Genomic DNA, 15,008 nt, shown 5'->3' on the forward strand with positions numbered 1-15,008 from the left:
CGGCGAGGAACCCCGCCCGCGAGGAACCGGCCCGCGCGGACCGCCCGCCCCACCCCGCCTCAGTGCACCGCCGCCAGCAGCTCCCGGGTGTACTCGGTGTGCGGCGCGGCGAACAGCCGGTCCCGGTCGGTGGACTCCACCAGCCGGCCCCGGTGCATGACCGCCACCCGGTCGCAGAAGTGCCGGACCACGGCGAGGTCGTGCGAGACGAACAGGAAGGCCACGCCGAGGCGTTCGCGCAGCTCCATCAGCAGGTTGAGCACCTGTGCCTGCACCGACACGTCGAGTGCCGAGACCGGTTCGTCCGCGATGATCAGGCGCGGCTGCGGGGCCAGGGCCCGGGCGATGCCGATCCGTTGGCGCTGCCCGCCGGAGAATTCGTGCGGGTAGCGGTCCAGGTGTACGGCGTTCAGTCCGACCTGCTCCAGCAACTCGGCGGACCGCTCCCGCCGTTCGGCCGGGGTCAGCGGGGTGTGCAGGCGCAGCGGGGTGTCGAGGGTCTGGGCGACGGTACGGCGCGGGTTGAGCGAGGCGTACGGGTCCTGGAAGACCAACTGGATCTCGCGGCCGAGCCGGTGCCGCAGCTCCCGGTCCGGGCGGGTGACGTCCAGGCCGTCGTACAACACCCTTCCGCTGGTCGGCCGTTGAAGGCCGGCCAGGACCCGCGAGGTGGTGGACTTGCCGGAGCCGGACTCGCCGACCAGCCCGACCGTCTCGCCGGGCGCGATCCGCAGGCTGACGCCCTCGACCGCCCGGACCGGCTCGGCCCGCAGGTCGGGGAGGCGCCACCCTCCGGGGAAGCGGCGCCTTCCGGGGAGGCGCCGTCGCCCGGGGAAGTGCACGGTGAGGTCCTCCACCTCGACCAGCCATCGCTCGGGTCGCTCGACGACCCTCGGCCGGTACGCCCGCGAGGGTGACGGACCATCAACTGTCGGCAGCGACATGCCCGGTACGGAGTCCAGTGGGAGCGTGGCCCCCACGAGTGCCCGGGTGTACGGCTCGCGCGGCACGGTCAGCAGTTCGGCGGTCGGCGCGGACTCGATCCGGACGCCGCCGCGCAGCACCAGCGTGCGGTCCGTCGTCCCGGCGACGACGCCCAGGTCGTGGCTGACCAGCAGCACGGCGGTGCCGTGCTCGCGCTGCAACTCGCCCAGCAGGTCGAGGATTTGCCGCTGGACGCGGGCGTCCAGGGCGGTGGTCGGCTCGTCGGCGATCAGCAGCTGCGGATCGTTCATCAGCGCCATCGCGATCATCACGCGCTGGCGCATCCCGCCCGAGAACTGGTGCGGGTAGTCGCGCACCCGGGCCGTCGGGATGCCGACCCGGTCGAGCATCTCGGCCGCCCGTCGACGGGCCTCGGCGCGGCCCGTCCCGGGGTGGTGCAGTCGGTACATCTCGGCGAGTTGGGCGCCGACGCCGTGAAAGGGGCTGAGCGAGGTGAGCGCGTCCTGGAAGACCAGTGCGGCCCGGCCGCCCCGTACACCGCGCAGCGTGTCCTCCCCGGCGCCCACCAACTCCTGCCCGCCCAGCCGGATCGACCCGGTGACGGTGGTGGTGCGCGGGTCGTGCAGGCCGAGGACGGCGAGGCCGACGGTCGACTTGCCGGAGCCCGACTCTCCGACCAGGCCCAGGACTTCACCCGGGCCGAGGTCGAAGGAGAGTCCCTGGACGGCGGTCACGGGCGCACCACCGCGCGGATCGGCGAAGGTGACGGTCAGGTCGCGCACACTCAGCACAGGCTGGGCGCCGCTCGCATCGCGCACTCTCAGCACGGGCTCGGCACCGCTCACGTCGGCACCCGGAACATCGGACTTCATCACAGGACTCCCCTCAGCTCAGCCGGACACGCGGGTCGAGCCAGGCCACCACGAGGTCGGCCAGCGTGACGAACAGCACCACGAAGCAGGCGGCCAGCAGCACCGCGCCGACCACGGCGGGCAGGTCCTGCCCGGCCACGGCCTGCGCGGCGAACCGCCCGACCCCGTTCAGTCCGAACACGGTCTCGGTGATCACCGCCCCGCCGAGCAGCGCCCCGGCCTCCAGCCCGAGCAGCTGCACCAGCGGCCCGGCGGCGCCGCGCGAGGTGTACTTGAGGTGGGCGCGCAGCTGTCCGAGGCCCTTGCCACGGGCCGTGCGGACGTACTCCTCGTTCATCGTCTCCAGCAGCTGCGAACGCGAAAGCCGGGCGAAAACGGCCGAGTTGACGAAGCCGAGGACGAGCCAGGGGAGCAGCATCCCGCCCGCCCAGGCCGCCGGGTCCTCGGCCGGCGCGGTGTACGAGGGCAGCGGCAGAAGGCCGGTGGAGTAGACCAGGAGCCACTGCGCGAGGTATCCGAGGAAGTAGATCTGCACGCTGGCGCCGACCAGGGTGAAGCCGGACAGCAGCCGGTCGGTCCGCCGTCCGTGTCGCAGCGCGGAGACGAAGCCGGCGCCGAGGCCGAGCACCAGCAGGACGGCCAGCGCCCCGGCGGTCAGCGAGAAGGTGACCGGCAGGTGGTCGGCCAGCGCCTCACTGACGGGCTGGTGCAGTCGGTAGGAGTAGCCGAGGCAGGGCGCGGCGCAGTGGAGGGCCGAGCCGTCCACGTCGTTGATGTCCCGCCCGGCGACGACCCCGACCAGGTAGTCGGTGTACTGGGCGAGGAGCGGCTGGTCCAGGCCCATGCTCTGGCGCACCGCCGCGACCTGTCCGCTGTCGCAGCGCGGGCCGCAGGCGGCGCGGGCGGGGTCGGCGGGTGCGGCGTAGAAGAGGGCGAAGGCGGCGGCGGAGACCGCGACCAGGACGGCGAGGGCCTGGACGGTCCGCCGCAGGACGAAGGAGAGCATGGTCGGTCCGGGGGTCGACGTGGCAGGGGAAGGAGACGACGGGGGAAGGAGACGACGGGGGAGCGGGGCCCGCGCCCCGCCCACCGGCAGGGGGTGGGAGCGGGCCCCGTCCACTCAGGACGTCAGGTACAGCTCAGGACTTCAGGTACAGCCAGGCCAGCGAGACCGTCCCGTAGATCGGGTGGATGAACGCCCCGCCGACGTTGCTGCCGCGCGGCTGGCTGACGGTCGGGTAGGCGAACGGCAGCACCGGCAGGTCCTTCATCACTGTCTGCTCCAGCGCGTACAGCTCCTTGGCCTTGGCGCGCGGCTCGCCGATCCGGTTGATCCGGTCGATCTCCTTCTCCACCTCCGGGTTGCGGTAGCGCGCGGAGTTGATGTCGCCGCCGGCGCGGCCGTCGAAGGAGAACGGGATCAGCGTGGACGGGGTGGGCCAGTCGACCGACGAGGTCTCCTCGAACAGGTCGTACGGGGAGTCGGCGCGGTGCACCTCGTCGAGGAAGGCCTTGGGGTCGATCGGCTTGGGCACGACGGTGATCCCCGCCTTGGCGAAGCCGTCCACCAGGACCTGTGCGACGCGCTGCCCGTTCGGCGTGTTCTTGTACCCGTAGGTGAGGCTGCCCGGCGCCTGCTTGGCCTTGGCGAGTTCGGCCTTGGCGGCCTCCGGGTCGCCTTCGGGCTTGGCCGGGTAGAGGTCGTACTTCTGCCAGTCGATCAGCGCGGGCGAGCTGAGCGTGGTGGCCGGTTCGCCGGTCCGGGCGCCGCCCTGGACCTGGCGGGCCTGCTGACGCGGGTAGGCCAGGTTCAGGGCCTTGCGGACCTCGAGGTCCGGCACCCGCTCGTTGTTGATCACCAGCTGGGTGACGAAGGCGCCCTGGCGGCCGGAGACGACCAGTTCCTTGGCCTTCGGGTCGGTGTCGGCCGTCTGGTACAGCTCGGGGGAGAGGGTGTCGGCGGCGGTGGTGGCGTTGGCGCCGCCGTCCCGCCCGGAGAGGATCTCCTGGTTGAGGTTGAGCGCCTCCTTGCCGTACGTGAAGACGAACTTGTCCGGGTACTGGTTGCGGATCGGGTCGGTCTCGGGCTTCCACGCCGGGTTGCGCTCCAGCACCATCCGGGTGTTCTGGACGTGCTCGACGATCCGGTACGGGCCGGTGGCGAACGGCCGGCGGTCGTAGTCCGTCCCGGTGTCCTTGTCCCGGCGCACCGGCGAGGAGGAGGACTGCGCGGCCATGTACGGGACGTCGGCCTGCGGTTGCGGGAAGTGGAAGACGACGGTGCGCTCGTCCGGGGTCTCGATCGCGGCCAGGTCGCCGTCCTGCGGGCCCGCGTACTGGGCGCGCGCCGCCTCGTAGTTCGCCTCGCCGGTGAGCCACTGCGGCCAGTAGGGCGGGCCGACCTCGTAGCCCTTGCCGAAGGTGCGTTCGATGCCGTACTTGACGTCCTGGGCGGTGATCGGCTTGCCGTCCTCCCAGGCCACGCCCTGCTTGAGCCGGTACGTCCAGGTGCGCCCGCCGTCGGCGGAGGTGCCGGTGTCGGTGGCCAGGTCGCCGACCAACTTGGCGTTGCCGTCCACAATCTGATATTGCGTCAGCTGGCGCCCCCAGAGCAGCGAGGCGTTGTAGGTGGCGCCCGCGTAGACCTTCTGCGGGTCGAGGTGGCGGAACTCGACGCTGTTGTACACGTTCAGCGTGCCGCCCGCGCGGGCGCCCGGGACGGCGGGGGCCGGCCCGGCGCTGTCCTGCTCGGTGCCGAACACGGCGGTCAGCGGGAATGTGGCGGCTTCATTTCGCCGCAACACCGGCGTCGCAAAAGAAACGGACATAAGATGACAAATCGGACCGGGCGTTCCGCATTCTGAGACCTCCGCCACAGTCCGTCCGATGTTGATACGATCCCGGTGGGCTGCGACTGGCGCGTAGGGATGGAATCAACCATCGGGAAGCGGCCTCGTGAAACCTCACGTGAAGTTGCCGAGCGCCTGGGCCATCCGCATCCCCGTCAGGAGACCGCCTTGGCCCAGCAGCCCCACACCGCCGCGACCCCCGCCGCCGACACCGCCTTCCGCAGCGCCCTCGACGTGGTCGCCGCCGTCGAACCGCGGATCGCCGCCGCCATCGGCCGGGAACTCGCCGACCAGCGCGCCTCGCTGAAGCTGATCGCCAGCGAGAACTACGCCTCCCCGGCCGTCCTCCTCGCCATGGGCAACTGGCTCAGCGACAAGTACGCCGAGGGCACCGCCGGCCGCCGCTTCTACGCGGGCTGCCGCAACGTCGACACCGTCGAGACCCTCGCCGCCGAGCACGCCCGCGAGCTGTTCGGCGCCGACCACGCCTACGTCCAGCCGCACTCCGGCATCGACGCCAACCTCACCGCCTTCTGGGCCGTCCTGTCCCAGCGGGTCGAGAGCCCGGCTCTCGAGCGGGCCCGGGTCCGCAACGTCAACGACCTCACCGAGGAGGACTGGGCACAGCTGCGCCACGAGCTCGGCAACCAGCGCATGCTCGGCATGTCCCTCGACACCGGCGGCCACCTCACCCACGGCTTCCGCCCCAACATCTCGGGCAAGATGTTCGAGCAGCGCAGCTACGGCACCGACCCGGCCACCGGCCTGATCGACTACGACGCGCTGCGCGAGACCGCCCGCGAGTTCCGCCCGCTGATCATCGTCGCCGGCTACTCCGCCTACCCGCGGCTGGTCAACTTCCGTCTGATGCGCGAGATCGCGGACGAGGTCGGCGCCACCCTCATGGTCGACATGGCGCACTTCGCCGGCCTGGTCGCGGGCAAGGTGCTGACCGGCGACCACGACCCCGTCCCGCACGCCCACATCGTCACCACGACCACCCACAAGTCCCTGCGTGGCCCGCGCGGCGGCATGGTGCTCTGCACCGCCGAGCTGGCCGAACACGTCGACCGCGGCTGCCCGCTGGTGCTCGGCGGCCCGCTCTCGCACGTCATGGCCGCCAAGGCCGTCGCCTTCGCCGAGGCCCGCCGCCCCGAGTTCCAGGCCTACGCCCACGCCGTCGTCGCCAACGCCCAGGCCCTCGCCGAGGGCCTGCTGCGCCGCGGCACCAAGCTGGTCACCGGCGGTACCGACAACCACCTCGTCCTCGCCGACGTCTCCGGCTACGGCCTGACCGGCCGGCAGGCCGAGGCGGCACTGCTCGACTCGGGCATCGTCACCAACCGCAACTCCGTCCCGCAGGACCCCAACGGTGCCTGGTACACCTCCGGCATCCGCCTCGGCACCCCCGCCCTCACCACCCGCGGCCTCGGCGCTGCCGAGATGGACGAGATCGCCGAACTGATCGACACCGTCCTGCGCGCCACCATCCCCACCACCGCCGCCAACGGCACCCCGTCCAAGGCCGGTTACACCCTCGACGCCGCCCTCCGCGACGCCACCGCCAAGCGCGCCGCCGACCTCCTCACCCCGTACCCCCTCTACCCGGGCATCGACCTCGCCTGACGACCGCCCGGAACACGGGGAGCCCCCACACCCCCACACCCCCCGCACGCCGCCGGGAACGCCCGGGGCCGCCGGCACCTCCGCCGACGGCCCCGGGCGACACCCGATTCCGCTAGTACTGCAGCGACTTGTACTGCAGGAACTCCTCCAGCCCGTGGCGGCCCAGTTCGCGGCCGAGGCCGGAGTCCTTGTAGCCGCCGAAGGGCGCGAGGGGGTTGAAGCGGCCGCCGTTGAGGTCGACCTGGCCGGTGTCGAGGCGGCGGGCGAAGGCGGCGGCGGTGTCGGTGTCGCGGGCCCAGACGCCGCCGGCCAGGCCGTACGGGGTGCCGTTGGCGAGTTCGACGGCGTGGTCCTCGTCGCGGTAGGCGAGGATCACCAGGACCGGGCCGAAGACCTCCTCCTGGGCCACCGCCATCTCCGGTGTCACGTCGGCGAGTACGGTCGGGCGGACGTAGAAGCCGGTGGGCAGTTCGGCGACGGACTCCGAGCCGCCGACGACCAGCCGGGCGCCCTCGGCCAGCGCGCCGTCGATGTAGCCGCGCACCCGGGCCAGCTGCTTGGCGTTGACCACCGGGCCGATCCGGGTCTGCGGGTCGGTGGGGTCGCCGGGCACGTACGGGGCGGCGGCCTTGGCGGCTCGCGTGATCGCCTCCTCGTACTGGTCCTCGTGCACCAGCAGGCGGGTCCAGGCGCTGCAGGTCTGGCCCGAGTTGGCGAAGACGCCGGCGACGTTGGTCTTGACCGCGCGGGTGATGTTGGCGCCCGGCAGGACGACGTTGGCCGACTTGCCGCCGAGCTCCAGGGCGACCCGCTTGAGGCCCCGGCCGGCCGTCTCGGCGACCTGCCGGCCGACGGCGGTGGAGCCGGTGAACGAGACCACGTCCACCCCCGGGTGGGCGATGAGCGCCGCGCCCGCCAGTTCCCCGGTGCCGGTGACGAGGTTGAACACGCCGGCCGGGAACCCGGCCTCGTGCACCAGGCGGGCGAACAGCCGGGCCACCAGCGGGGTGTCCTCGGCCGGCTTGAGGACCACCGGGCAGCCGGCCGCCAGGGCGGGGACGACCTTGGCCACGATCTGGTGCAGCGGGTAGTTCCACGGCGTGATCGCCGCGACCACCCCGGCCGGCTCGGCGTGTACCACCGAGTTGCCGATCCGCTCCTCGAAGGGGTGCTCGGCGAGCAGGGTCAGGTAGGAGGTCGCCACGGTCAGCGGCAGCCCGGCGTGCACGGCGGCGGTGAAGCCGACCGGGGCGCCCAGTTCGGCGACGACCGTCTCGGTGATCTCGTTCTGTGCGGCGGCGAGCCCGTCGCGCAGCCGGGTCAGCAGGTCCAGCCGCTCCTCGCGGGTGGTCGCGGCCCAGCTCCGGGCGGCCCGGCGGGCTGCCGCCACCGCCGCGTCGACGTCGGTCGTCCCGCCGGCCGGCACCGTGGCGAGCACCTGCTCGGTCGCCGGGTTCAGGACGGCGATCGAGCCGGGGTCCCCGGAGGGCCGCCAGGCGCCGTCGATGTACTGGTCGCTGTACTCCGCGTACTGCTGCACCGGTTGTCCTCTCATCAGCTCAGCCGCTTGACTGACAGTGCTGGTCGGAGGCCAGTCAAAACGGCCGGGCAGCCGCGCGCAAGAGCCCATCCGGCCCGGCAACTTGCCGGTTCCACGGGGCAGAACCGTGCGGTGCACTCGTCGAACCGCTCGATGCCCGCCTCGGCTCGCCGCGCGTCCAGCCGCTCCGGGTCCTCGCACGGCCACGGCACCGGCCTGCCATCCGCCACCGCGCCGATCCGGGTGCCGCAACGCTGCTCCCGGCCCTCGTTGACGAGGACCGCCCGCCACCACGCCGGGCGCGCGAACCGAGACGGAGGCCATCCTCGAAGAAGGTGACCAGGAGGCCCCGGACCAGGCAGAACGGAGGTACACGAAGCCCGGTTCCGCACGGAACTGCCCTCCGGTCCCCGGCGTCCTTGTCCTCGTCCATCGACGGGCGATCAGGGGGGACAGCGACAGTGGATCCGGACAAAGCACTCGAACTCGTCGTCAGGCCAAGCGATCTGACGGCAAGTGGGCAGAGTGCCCAGCAACTGGCGCAGGCCGTCCCGGGCGAGGACCAGGCGCTGACCGAGGCGAGCGGAAAGGCCGAGGGCGGCCTCAAGGGCTGGACCACCGCGACGGCCCTGCACAACTGCACCGCCAACTGGGCCGCGCTGCTGAACAGTCTGGCGGGCGACCTCGGCCGGTACGGGACCAAGCTGCAGCAGATCGCGCAGTCCTACGGGTCGAGCGACCGCAACATCGCCGACGACCTGGACGGCACCGCCGCCCGGACGGCCGCCAGCACCTCCCCGTCCACGCCCGGCCCGTCCAGACCGGACCCGTTCAACACGGTGATCGTCGGCGACCAGTCCTCGAAGGGACGGTGACCGTGGACATCGCGACGCTCCACGACGCCGACCTCAACGACCTGGCCGGCGCCAAGAACGCCTACGAAGCCCTGGCCGGCAAGTTCGCCGAGCACATCGACGTCTGGCAGAGCACCGTCGTCAACCGGCTGTCGGGCTGGACGGGCACGACCGCCACCCAGGTCTTCGGCGACCTCCAGGCCTTCACCACCAAGCTGCAGAACGCGCACGAGGAACTCGTCTTCGTCAGCCGCTCGTTGAGCGCCGCCGGCGAGGCCTTCGCACTGGCGCAGTCCCACCTGGTGGCCGCCCTCGACGACGCCAAGGCGGACGGTCTCACGGTGGCCCCCGACGGTCAGATCAGCTGGGGTCCCGCCCCCGGTCAGCCCGGGGGCACCCAGGCGGCCTCGGCCGACGACGCCATACGCAAGCGGGCGGAGGACATCAGCGCGCGGATCACCGCGGCCCTCAACGAGGGAGCCCAGGCGGACCGGGCGATCACCGGCCAGCTGAACCGCTTCGCCCAGCACGCCGCCGACGGCACCGGCCTGACCGGCGCGGCGGTCGCGGCCGACCGGGCCGCGGACGACGCGACGGACCACGTCCCGCCGGCCGGCACCAAGCCCGCGGACGTCAAGACCTGGTGGGACGGTCTGACGTCGGCCCAGCAGCAGCGGCTGATCCTCAACCACCCCGACCAGGTCGGCAATCTCGACGGCATCCCCGCCGCTGCCCGGGACCAGGCGAACCGGACCAACCTGACCCGGGCCCAGTCGGACCTCCGCACCCAGCTCGCCGCCCTCGACCAGGCCGAGCCGACCTCCTGGGTGGGTACGCCGGGCGGCGCCGCCAAGAACCCGGAGCACGTGGTCTGGGAGGCCCAGCGCAAGGGCCTGGAGGACGAGTTGCACGGCCTCCAGACGCTCCAGGACCGCCTCGCCCAGCCCGTGACCGACAGCAACCCGCGGCCGTACCTGCTCCGGCTCGACGCCGCGGCGGTGGGCGGCCGCGCGATCCTGGCCCTGAACGACCCGGACACCGCCGACCACGTGGCCACCTTCGTGCCCGGCACCGAGTCCCGGCTCGGCGGCGTCGGCGGCACCATGGACAAGGCCAAGGAGATGTACCGCAGCGCGGAACAGTCCAGTCCGGGCGCCAAGGTCTCCACGATCGCGTACGTGAACTACGCGGCGCCCCAGACCGCCTCGCCCACGCTCGGGGCGCCCGTCCCGGACGCGGCCTACGAGGGCTACGCCAAGGACGCCGAGCAGGACCTGTTCAACTTCCAGTCCGGCCTGCGCGCCACCCACCAGGGCACGCCGTCCCACAACACCATCATCGGGCACAGCTACGGCAGCACCGTGGTCGGCTACACCATGCGCGACAAGGGACTGCCGGTGGACACCGTGATCTTCGCCGGGAGTCCCGGCGTCGGCGTCGAACGGGCCGCCGACCTCAACACCGACCTCGGGAACGGCACCAAGATCGACCCCGGCCACGTCTACACCGTGCTCGGCGGCAAGGACTCGATCACGGACTGGACCCCGGCGATCGACATCGACAACCTCGACCCGACCAGCGACGACTACCACCTGCGGTTCGGCCGGGACCCGATGAACCCGGCCTTCGGCGCCCAGCACCTGCCGGCCCAGGACACCGACCACGACCACTACTGGAACGCGAACACGCCGTCCTGGAAGGCGTTCGGCCAGGTCATCGCGGGACAGCCGGTCACATGATCCGACCCACCCACCCCCGGCGGACCGCCGCGCTCGGCCTGCTGCTGCCCGCCACCCTCCTCGCCCTCGCCGCCTGCGGCAGCGACACCCCGTCGATGCGGCTCGGCCGGGCCGAGGAGAAGGTCCGGGCCTACGCCACCACCGCGCTCGCCGCAGTCCCCGGGAAGGACGCGGCACGGGTGTCCGCACCCCAGCCAGACAGGGACGAGTGCGCTCCCGGGCCGGTCGGCTCGACCCCGACCTACCTGCCGTACCTGACCTACGACCTGAGCGGGCTGTCGGCCTCGAAGGCGTCGGAGGTCTTCGAAGCGGTACGGCAGCGGCTCGCGCAGGACGGGTTCGCCGTCCGGCACCGTGACGACCGGCGGCTCGACCTCGCCAAGGGCTCCGACGAGTTCACCGCCTCGGTGGTGCTCGGCGAGCCCGACACCGCCCCGGACACCTTCCACCTGACCGTCCGGGCCTCCTGCGTGCCGGCGGACAAGCCCTGACCGCCGGCACGCCTGAAGGCAGGCAAGTCCTGAAGGCGGGCAAGCCCTGAAGCCGGGCAAGTCCTGCGGGAACGCCGAAGGGCCGGTACCCGACCGGCCCTTCGACATGTCACCCGATTCGGAGACTCAGCGGCTCAGACCCGCGAAGGCTCGCCCGCCTCGGCGGGAGCCGAAGCGTCCTCGGCGAGCTCCGCCTCCGCCATCTCCTGCCGGACCGCGGCCAGCGAGGGGTTGGCCCAGGCGCTGGCGACGCCCCAGTAGTAGAAGGCGAGCCCGATCGCGGCCACGATCAGCAGGTCCCAGCCCTCCGGCAGGTAGCCGTGCCCGCCGAAGTCGCTGCTGCCGGCCCACGAGACACCGGCCATCACGAACAGGTAGGCGACCATCCAGGCGCCCGCCGCGAGGTGCGGCTTCAGCTCGGCGAACGGCTTGCGCAGCTCGTACCAGGCCCAGATCGGCAGACCGGCGGCCATCAGCAGGATGACCTTGCCGGTGAGCGGCCAGCGGGCCCAGTACAGCACCAGCGAGCCGAAGACCATCGCGACCGGGGCGATGACCGGCATGGCGCGCAGCCGGACGGGGCGCGGCAGGTCGGGGGCGAGGCGGCGCAGAGCCATCACGGCGACCGGGCCGGTGATGTACGAGATCACGGTGGCCACCGAGACGATCTCGGCCAGCGAGCCCCAGCCGCGGAAGACCGCGAGGAACAGGAAGGCGACCACCAGGTTGAGCAGCAGCGCCGGGCGCGGGATGCCGGTCTTGGCGTCGACCTTGCCGAAGATCTTCGGCAGGTGGCCGTTCTCCTGCACACCGTGGATCATGCGCGAGGTGGTGGCGGCGTAGATCATGCCGGTACCGGACGGCGAGATGAAGGCGTCCGCGTAGAGCAGGATCGCGAGCCAGTTGATGCCCCAGGCGATCGCGAGGTCGGCCAGCGGCGAGGTGTAGCCGAGGCCGCTCCAGCCCTTGGAGAGGTCGCCGCTCGGGATGGCGCCGAGGAAGGCGATCTGCAGCGCGACGTAGATCACCAGGGCGATCAGGATCGAGCCGATGACGGCCTTCGGCAGCGACTTGCCGGGGTTGCGGGCCTCGCCGGCCAGGTTGAGCGGCGACTGGAAGCCGTTGAAGGCCCAGACGATGCCGGAGACCGCGACGGCGGTGAACACCGCGCTCCAGCCGTTCGGCGCGAAGCCGCCGTGGTCGGTGAAGTGCGCGGTGTCGAAGTGCGCGAGGAGCAGCGCGCCGGCGGTCAGCGTCGGCACGATGACCTTGAAGACGGTGATCGCCGTGTTGGTCTTGGCGAACAGCGTGATCGCGAACCAGTTCAGGATGAAGTAGACGACCAGCAGCACGCTGGCCAGGGCCACACCGCTGAGGGTCAGTTCCTGGCCGTCGAAGAGCCCCTTCGCCCAGCCGAAGTGCCAGGAGCTCATGTACTGGACGGAGGCGGTGGCCTCGCCCGGGATGACCGAGACGATGGCGATCCAGTTGGCCCAGGCGGCCAGGTACCCGGCCAGCGAGCCGTGCGAGTACTGGCCGTACCGGACCATGCCGCCGGCCTTGGGGAACATCGAGCCCAGCTCGCTGTAGGTGAGGGCGATGGTCAGCGCCACCGCGGCGCCGATCACCCAGGCGAGGATCGAGGCCGGCCCGGCGAGCCTGGCGGCCCGCTCGGCACCGAACAACCACCCGGATCCGATGATCGACCCCAGCCCGACCGCGGTCAGGCTGATGGTGCCGAGCGATCGGCGGTAGTTCTGGTGTGATGCCGTCGAGGATTCGGGCTCACTCAACGTATCGGTCCTTTCGCTCGGGGTTCATGGGGTGGTGTCGGTGTTTTTGCGGTTTTGAGTCCGTATTCCGGACAAACGCACAGCAGCTTATGGTCCAAAAACGGGCGAATACCTCAGAGGAAGCTCAAACCGTTCGATCGTTGCCATCTCGTGTCCGGTTTCCGGACCGGCGAGCACCTGCGGAGAGGCCGGCGCCACACCGCCACGGGAGGCTGCGGTCGGGGAGCGGCCGAAAGTCGGACGGGAACTCGGGCGGGAAAAAGAAAATTCCCCGCGGGTTCCTTTCGGATCCCACGGGGAATTCAGCTGTGTCCGAGGGGGGACTTGAACCCCCACGCCCGATAAAGGGCACTAGCACCTCAAGCTAGCGCGTCTGCCATTCCGCCACCCGGACAGGGTGTGTGCTTCGGAGGTTTTTCTCTCGCCCCCTCGGCGACAGAGAGAACATTACCAGGGTTCTGGAGTGCTTCTCACCTGCGCTTCCTCGGGTCCGGACCTCGAGGGGCGCCGAGGGGCCCGGAGACCTGCCCGGAGGCCCCGGGGTGCCCCGGGAGGCCCGCCGCACAGGTTGGTACAGCTGGCGAACACGCTCGAACCCCGCCCGAAGCGATGGCGACCGCGAAGGAACCGGTCGACTCCGGTAGCGCCAGCGATCGGTTCCGGTCGGAAGCGATCCGACACGGGCAAGTTGTCGACGGTGCCACAGTCGCCGGGACCGCTCTCCTAGCCTCTGTGGACCGAGGGCGCCATGAGCGGATCGCCTGATTCCCGGGTCGCGGACGAAGGGCGGCTGGACGTGGAGCAGATCAGCGGGACGGCGGAGGCCGAACCGAGACGCGGCAGTCCGGGGAACGGCCCCGCCGAGGGCCTGTGGCGCTTCCCGGTGCCCGCCGCCGAGGCTTCGGTGCCGCTCACCAGGCACGCGGTGCGCGACCGCCTGCTGGCCCAGGGCATGGCCGGGGTGCGCTACCAGGAGCTGGTGGACGACCTGCTGCTGATCGTCTCGGAGCTGGTGAGCAACGCGGTGACACACGCGGCCGAGCTCTCGCCCGAGGTGATCACCGAGCTGTCGGTGCGCGGGGGCTGGGTGCGGGTGTCGGTCGAGGACGGCGACCCGTACCGGCCCAAGGCGCTGGAGAACGACACCGGACGTACCGGCGGGCGCGGCCTGCTGCTGGTGAAGAGCGTCACGTTGCAGGCCGGCGGGGTGTGCGACGTCGAGCGGACCGGGGAGGGCGGAAAGGTCATCTGGGCCTCACTGCCCGTCCCCCCGGAGCCCGAGCGCTGACCGGTCCGCCGTAGACGAGCGACGCACCCGGACCGGCCGCCGGCCCCGCACCGGGACCGACCGCCTACCAGTCCCGCCCGGCGATCTCCCGGATCCCCGGCAGCGCCGCCTCGAAGACCGTCTCGAACCAGACCGAGAACGGCCGCTCGGCCCGCAGCTCCCGCAGCTCCTGCGCGGTCACGAAGGCGAAGTCGTCGACCTCGTCCGGGTTCGGCTCGACCGCGGCGGTGACCAGTCCCACGAAGAGGTGGTTCCACTCCCGCTCGATCAGCCCGGACGCCTCGTCCGGCAGGTCGTAGCGGACGGTGCCGGCCTCGCAGAGCAGCGCCGGGGCGACGCCCAGCTCCTCCGCGGTGCGCCGGGCGGCGGCGACGAAGGGCGGTTCGTCCGGGTAGGGGTGGCCACAGCAGGTGTTCGACCAGACGCCGGGGGAGTGGTACTTGCCGAGGGCCCGGCGCTGGAGCAGCAGGCGGCCCTGGCGGTCGAAGAGGAACACCGAGAAGGCGCGGTGCAGCCGGCCCGGCTGCTGGTGGGCCCAGAGCTTCTCGGCGGTGCCGATCGTGACGCCCTCGTCGTCGACCAGTTCCAGCAGGATCTCGGTGCCGGCCGCCGAGGCGGTCCGCGGGTCGGCCGACACGTCGGTCTCCACGTCGAGACCGGTGTCGATGTCGGCGGCGAAGTGGGTCGGGTCGGTCGGCAGACTCTGGGGCATGGGGCCTCTTTCCGGGAGCGGGAGCAACGGGAGCATCGGGTGCGTCCGGCGCACCGGGTGGCGCGGTGGACACAGCGGGGGCACCGGCGCCGGCGTCGGGCTCCAGTCTGCCGTATGGGTGGCGCCGGGTAGGGGTCCCACGCACAACCGGGCGGATCATGACACGGTGGAGTCGGAATCCGGGCAGAGAGGGGTCGGAGAAGCCCTCGTAAGAGTCACGATCGTCGCAGAATCGTTCGACGCACGTTCGGTGGTCGTTCGACCGGCCTGGCGCGGCCCGGCGCGGTCCGGAGCACTCC

General features: G+C 71.9%; 11 protein-coding genes, 1 tRNA gene and 1 riboswitch. Of the genes, 5 read left to right on the forward strand and 7 right to left on the reverse strand.

Annotation, left to right across the window (positions count from 1 at the left end):
- Positions 1 to 59 precede the first annotated feature (59 nt).
- The 3 genes from ACZ52J_RS18095 to ACZ52J_RS18105 all read right to left on the reverse strand — a co-directional run bounded on the left by ACZ52J_RS18095 (position 60) and on the right by ACZ52J_RS18105 (position 4,579).
- The gene (locus ACZ52J_RS18095; RefSeq protein ID WP_465619920.1) at positions 60 to 1,817 is read right to left on the reverse strand and encodes a dipeptide ABC transporter ATP-binding protein; all 1,758 of its coding nucleotides are present in this window, start codon (positions 1,815 to 1,817) and stop codon (positions 60 to 62) included.
- 13 nt (positions 1,818 to 1,830) lie between these two features.
- Positions 1,831 to 2,823 carry an ABC transporter permease gene (locus ACZ52J_RS18100; RefSeq protein ID WP_465619922.1) on the reverse strand — a complete coding sequence of 331 codons (993 nt, stop codon included), beginning with the start codon at positions 2,821 to 2,823 and terminating at the stop codon, positions 1,831 to 1,833.
- A gap of 133 nt (positions 2,824 to 2,956) precedes the next feature.
- Positions 2,957 to 4,579: an ABC transporter substrate-binding protein gene (locus tag ACZ52J_RS18105; RefSeq protein ID WP_465619924.1), complete on the reverse strand. Its 1,623-nt coding sequence runs from the start codon at positions 4,577 to 4,579 to the stop codon at positions 2,957 to 2,959.
- Positions 4,580 to 4,717: 138 nt separating this feature from the next.
- A riboswitch (ZMP/ZTP riboswitch) is annotated at positions 4,718 to 4,814 on the forward strand.
- Positions 4,815 to 4,834: 20 nt separating this feature from the next.
- Here ACZ52J_RS18105 and ACZ52J_RS18110 point away from each other — a divergent pair.
- Positions 4,835 to 6,292 (forward strand): glycine hydroxymethyltransferase, encoded by a 1,458-nt coding sequence (locus ACZ52J_RS18110; protein ID WP_465619926.1) that lies wholly within the window; start codon positions 4,835 to 4,837, stop codon positions 6,290 to 6,292.
- A gap of 112 nt (positions 6,293 to 6,404) precedes the next feature.
- Here the strand turns inward: ACZ52J_RS18110 and ACZ52J_RS18115 are convergent, their stop codons facing one another.
- Positions 6,405 to 7,832 carry an aldehyde dehydrogenase family protein gene (locus ACZ52J_RS18115; RefSeq protein WP_465619928.1) on the reverse strand — a complete coding sequence of 476 codons (1,428 nt, stop codon included), beginning with the start codon at positions 7,830 to 7,832 and terminating at the stop codon, positions 6,405 to 6,407.
- A 461-nt stretch (positions 7,833 to 8,293) separates the two neighbouring features.
- Between ACZ52J_RS18115 and ACZ52J_RS18120 the strand changes: the two genes are divergently transcribed.
- From ACZ52J_RS18120 to ACZ52J_RS18130, 3 genes are read left to right on the forward strand one after another with little or no spacing between them, the layout of a single operon-like run.
- A complete protein-coding gene (locus ACZ52J_RS18120) occupies positions 8,294 to 8,707 on the forward strand; it encodes a hypothetical protein (RefSeq protein ID WP_465619930.1) in 414 nt (137 codons plus the stop codon).
- A gap of 2 nt (positions 8,708 to 8,709) precedes the next feature.
- Positions 8,710 to 10,425: an alpha/beta hydrolase gene (locus tag ACZ52J_RS18125; RefSeq protein WP_465619932.1), complete on the forward strand. Its 1,716-nt coding sequence runs from the start codon at positions 8,710 to 8,712 to the stop codon at positions 10,423 to 10,425.
- Positions 10,422 to 10,916: a hypothetical protein gene (locus ACZ52J_RS18130; protein ID WP_465619934.1), complete on the forward strand. Its 495-nt coding sequence runs from the start codon at positions 10,422 to 10,424 to the stop codon at positions 10,914 to 10,916. Before ACZ52J_RS18125 ends, ACZ52J_RS18130 begins: the two co-directional genes overlap by 4 nt.
- A gap of 134 nt (positions 10,917 to 11,050) precedes the next feature.
- Here the strand turns inward: ACZ52J_RS18130 and ACZ52J_RS18135 are convergent, their stop codons facing one another.
- Together ACZ52J_RS18135 and ACZ52J_RS18140 are read right to left on the reverse strand one after the other, a co-directional pair.
- Positions 11,051 to 12,709, reverse strand: a complete 1,659-nt coding sequence (locus ACZ52J_RS18135) for an APC family permease (protein ID WP_360489782.1) — start codon at positions 12,707 to 12,709, stop codon at positions 11,051 to 11,053.
- Positions 12,710 to 13,018: 309 nt separating this feature from the next.
- Positions 13,019 to 13,103: transfer RNA gene (locus ACZ52J_RS18140), tRNA-Leu, on the reverse strand.
- Between the two features lie 354 nt (positions 13,104 to 13,457).
- Here ACZ52J_RS18140 and ACZ52J_RS18145 point away from each other — a divergent pair.
- Positions 13,458 to 13,997, forward strand: coding sequence for an ATP-binding protein (locus ACZ52J_RS18145; RefSeq protein WP_360489780.1), 540 nt, complete (start codon positions 13,458 to 13,460; stop codon positions 13,995 to 13,997).
- Between the two features lie 64 nt (positions 13,998 to 14,061).
- Here ACZ52J_RS18145 and idi read toward each other — a convergent pair whose 3' ends face one another.
- Positions 14,062 to 14,709 (reverse strand): isopentenyl-diphosphate Delta-isomerase, encoded by a 648-nt coding sequence (idi, locus tag ACZ52J_RS18150; protein ID WP_360489778.1) that lies wholly within the window; start codon positions 14,707 to 14,709, stop codon positions 14,062 to 14,064.
- Positions 14,710 to 15,008 lie beyond the last annotated feature (299 nt).

It is taken from the genome of Kitasatospora sp. NPDC034035, assembly GCF_055575755.1.

Coding starts and splice junctions, on each gene's coding strand:
- ACZ52J_RS18095 (WP_465619920.1), bottom strand. CDS start 1,817: ATGAAGTCCGATGTTCCGGGTGCCGACGTGAGCGGTGCCGAGCCCGTG.
- ACZ52J_RS18100 (WP_465619922.1), bottom strand. CDS start 2,823: ATGCTCTCCTTCGTCCTGCGGCGGACCGTCCAGGCCCTCGCCGTCCTG.
- ACZ52J_RS18130 (WP_465619934.1), top strand. CDS start 10,422: ATGATCCGACCCACCCACCCCCGGCGGACCGCCGCGCTCGGCCTGCTG.
- ACZ52J_RS18145 (WP_360489780.1), top strand. CDS start 13,458: ATGAGCGGATCGCCTGATTCCCGGGTCGCGGACGAAGGGCGGCTGGAC.
- idi (WP_360489778.1), bottom strand. CDS start 14,709: ATGCCCCAGAGTCTGCCGACCGACCCGACCCACTTCGCCGCCGACATC.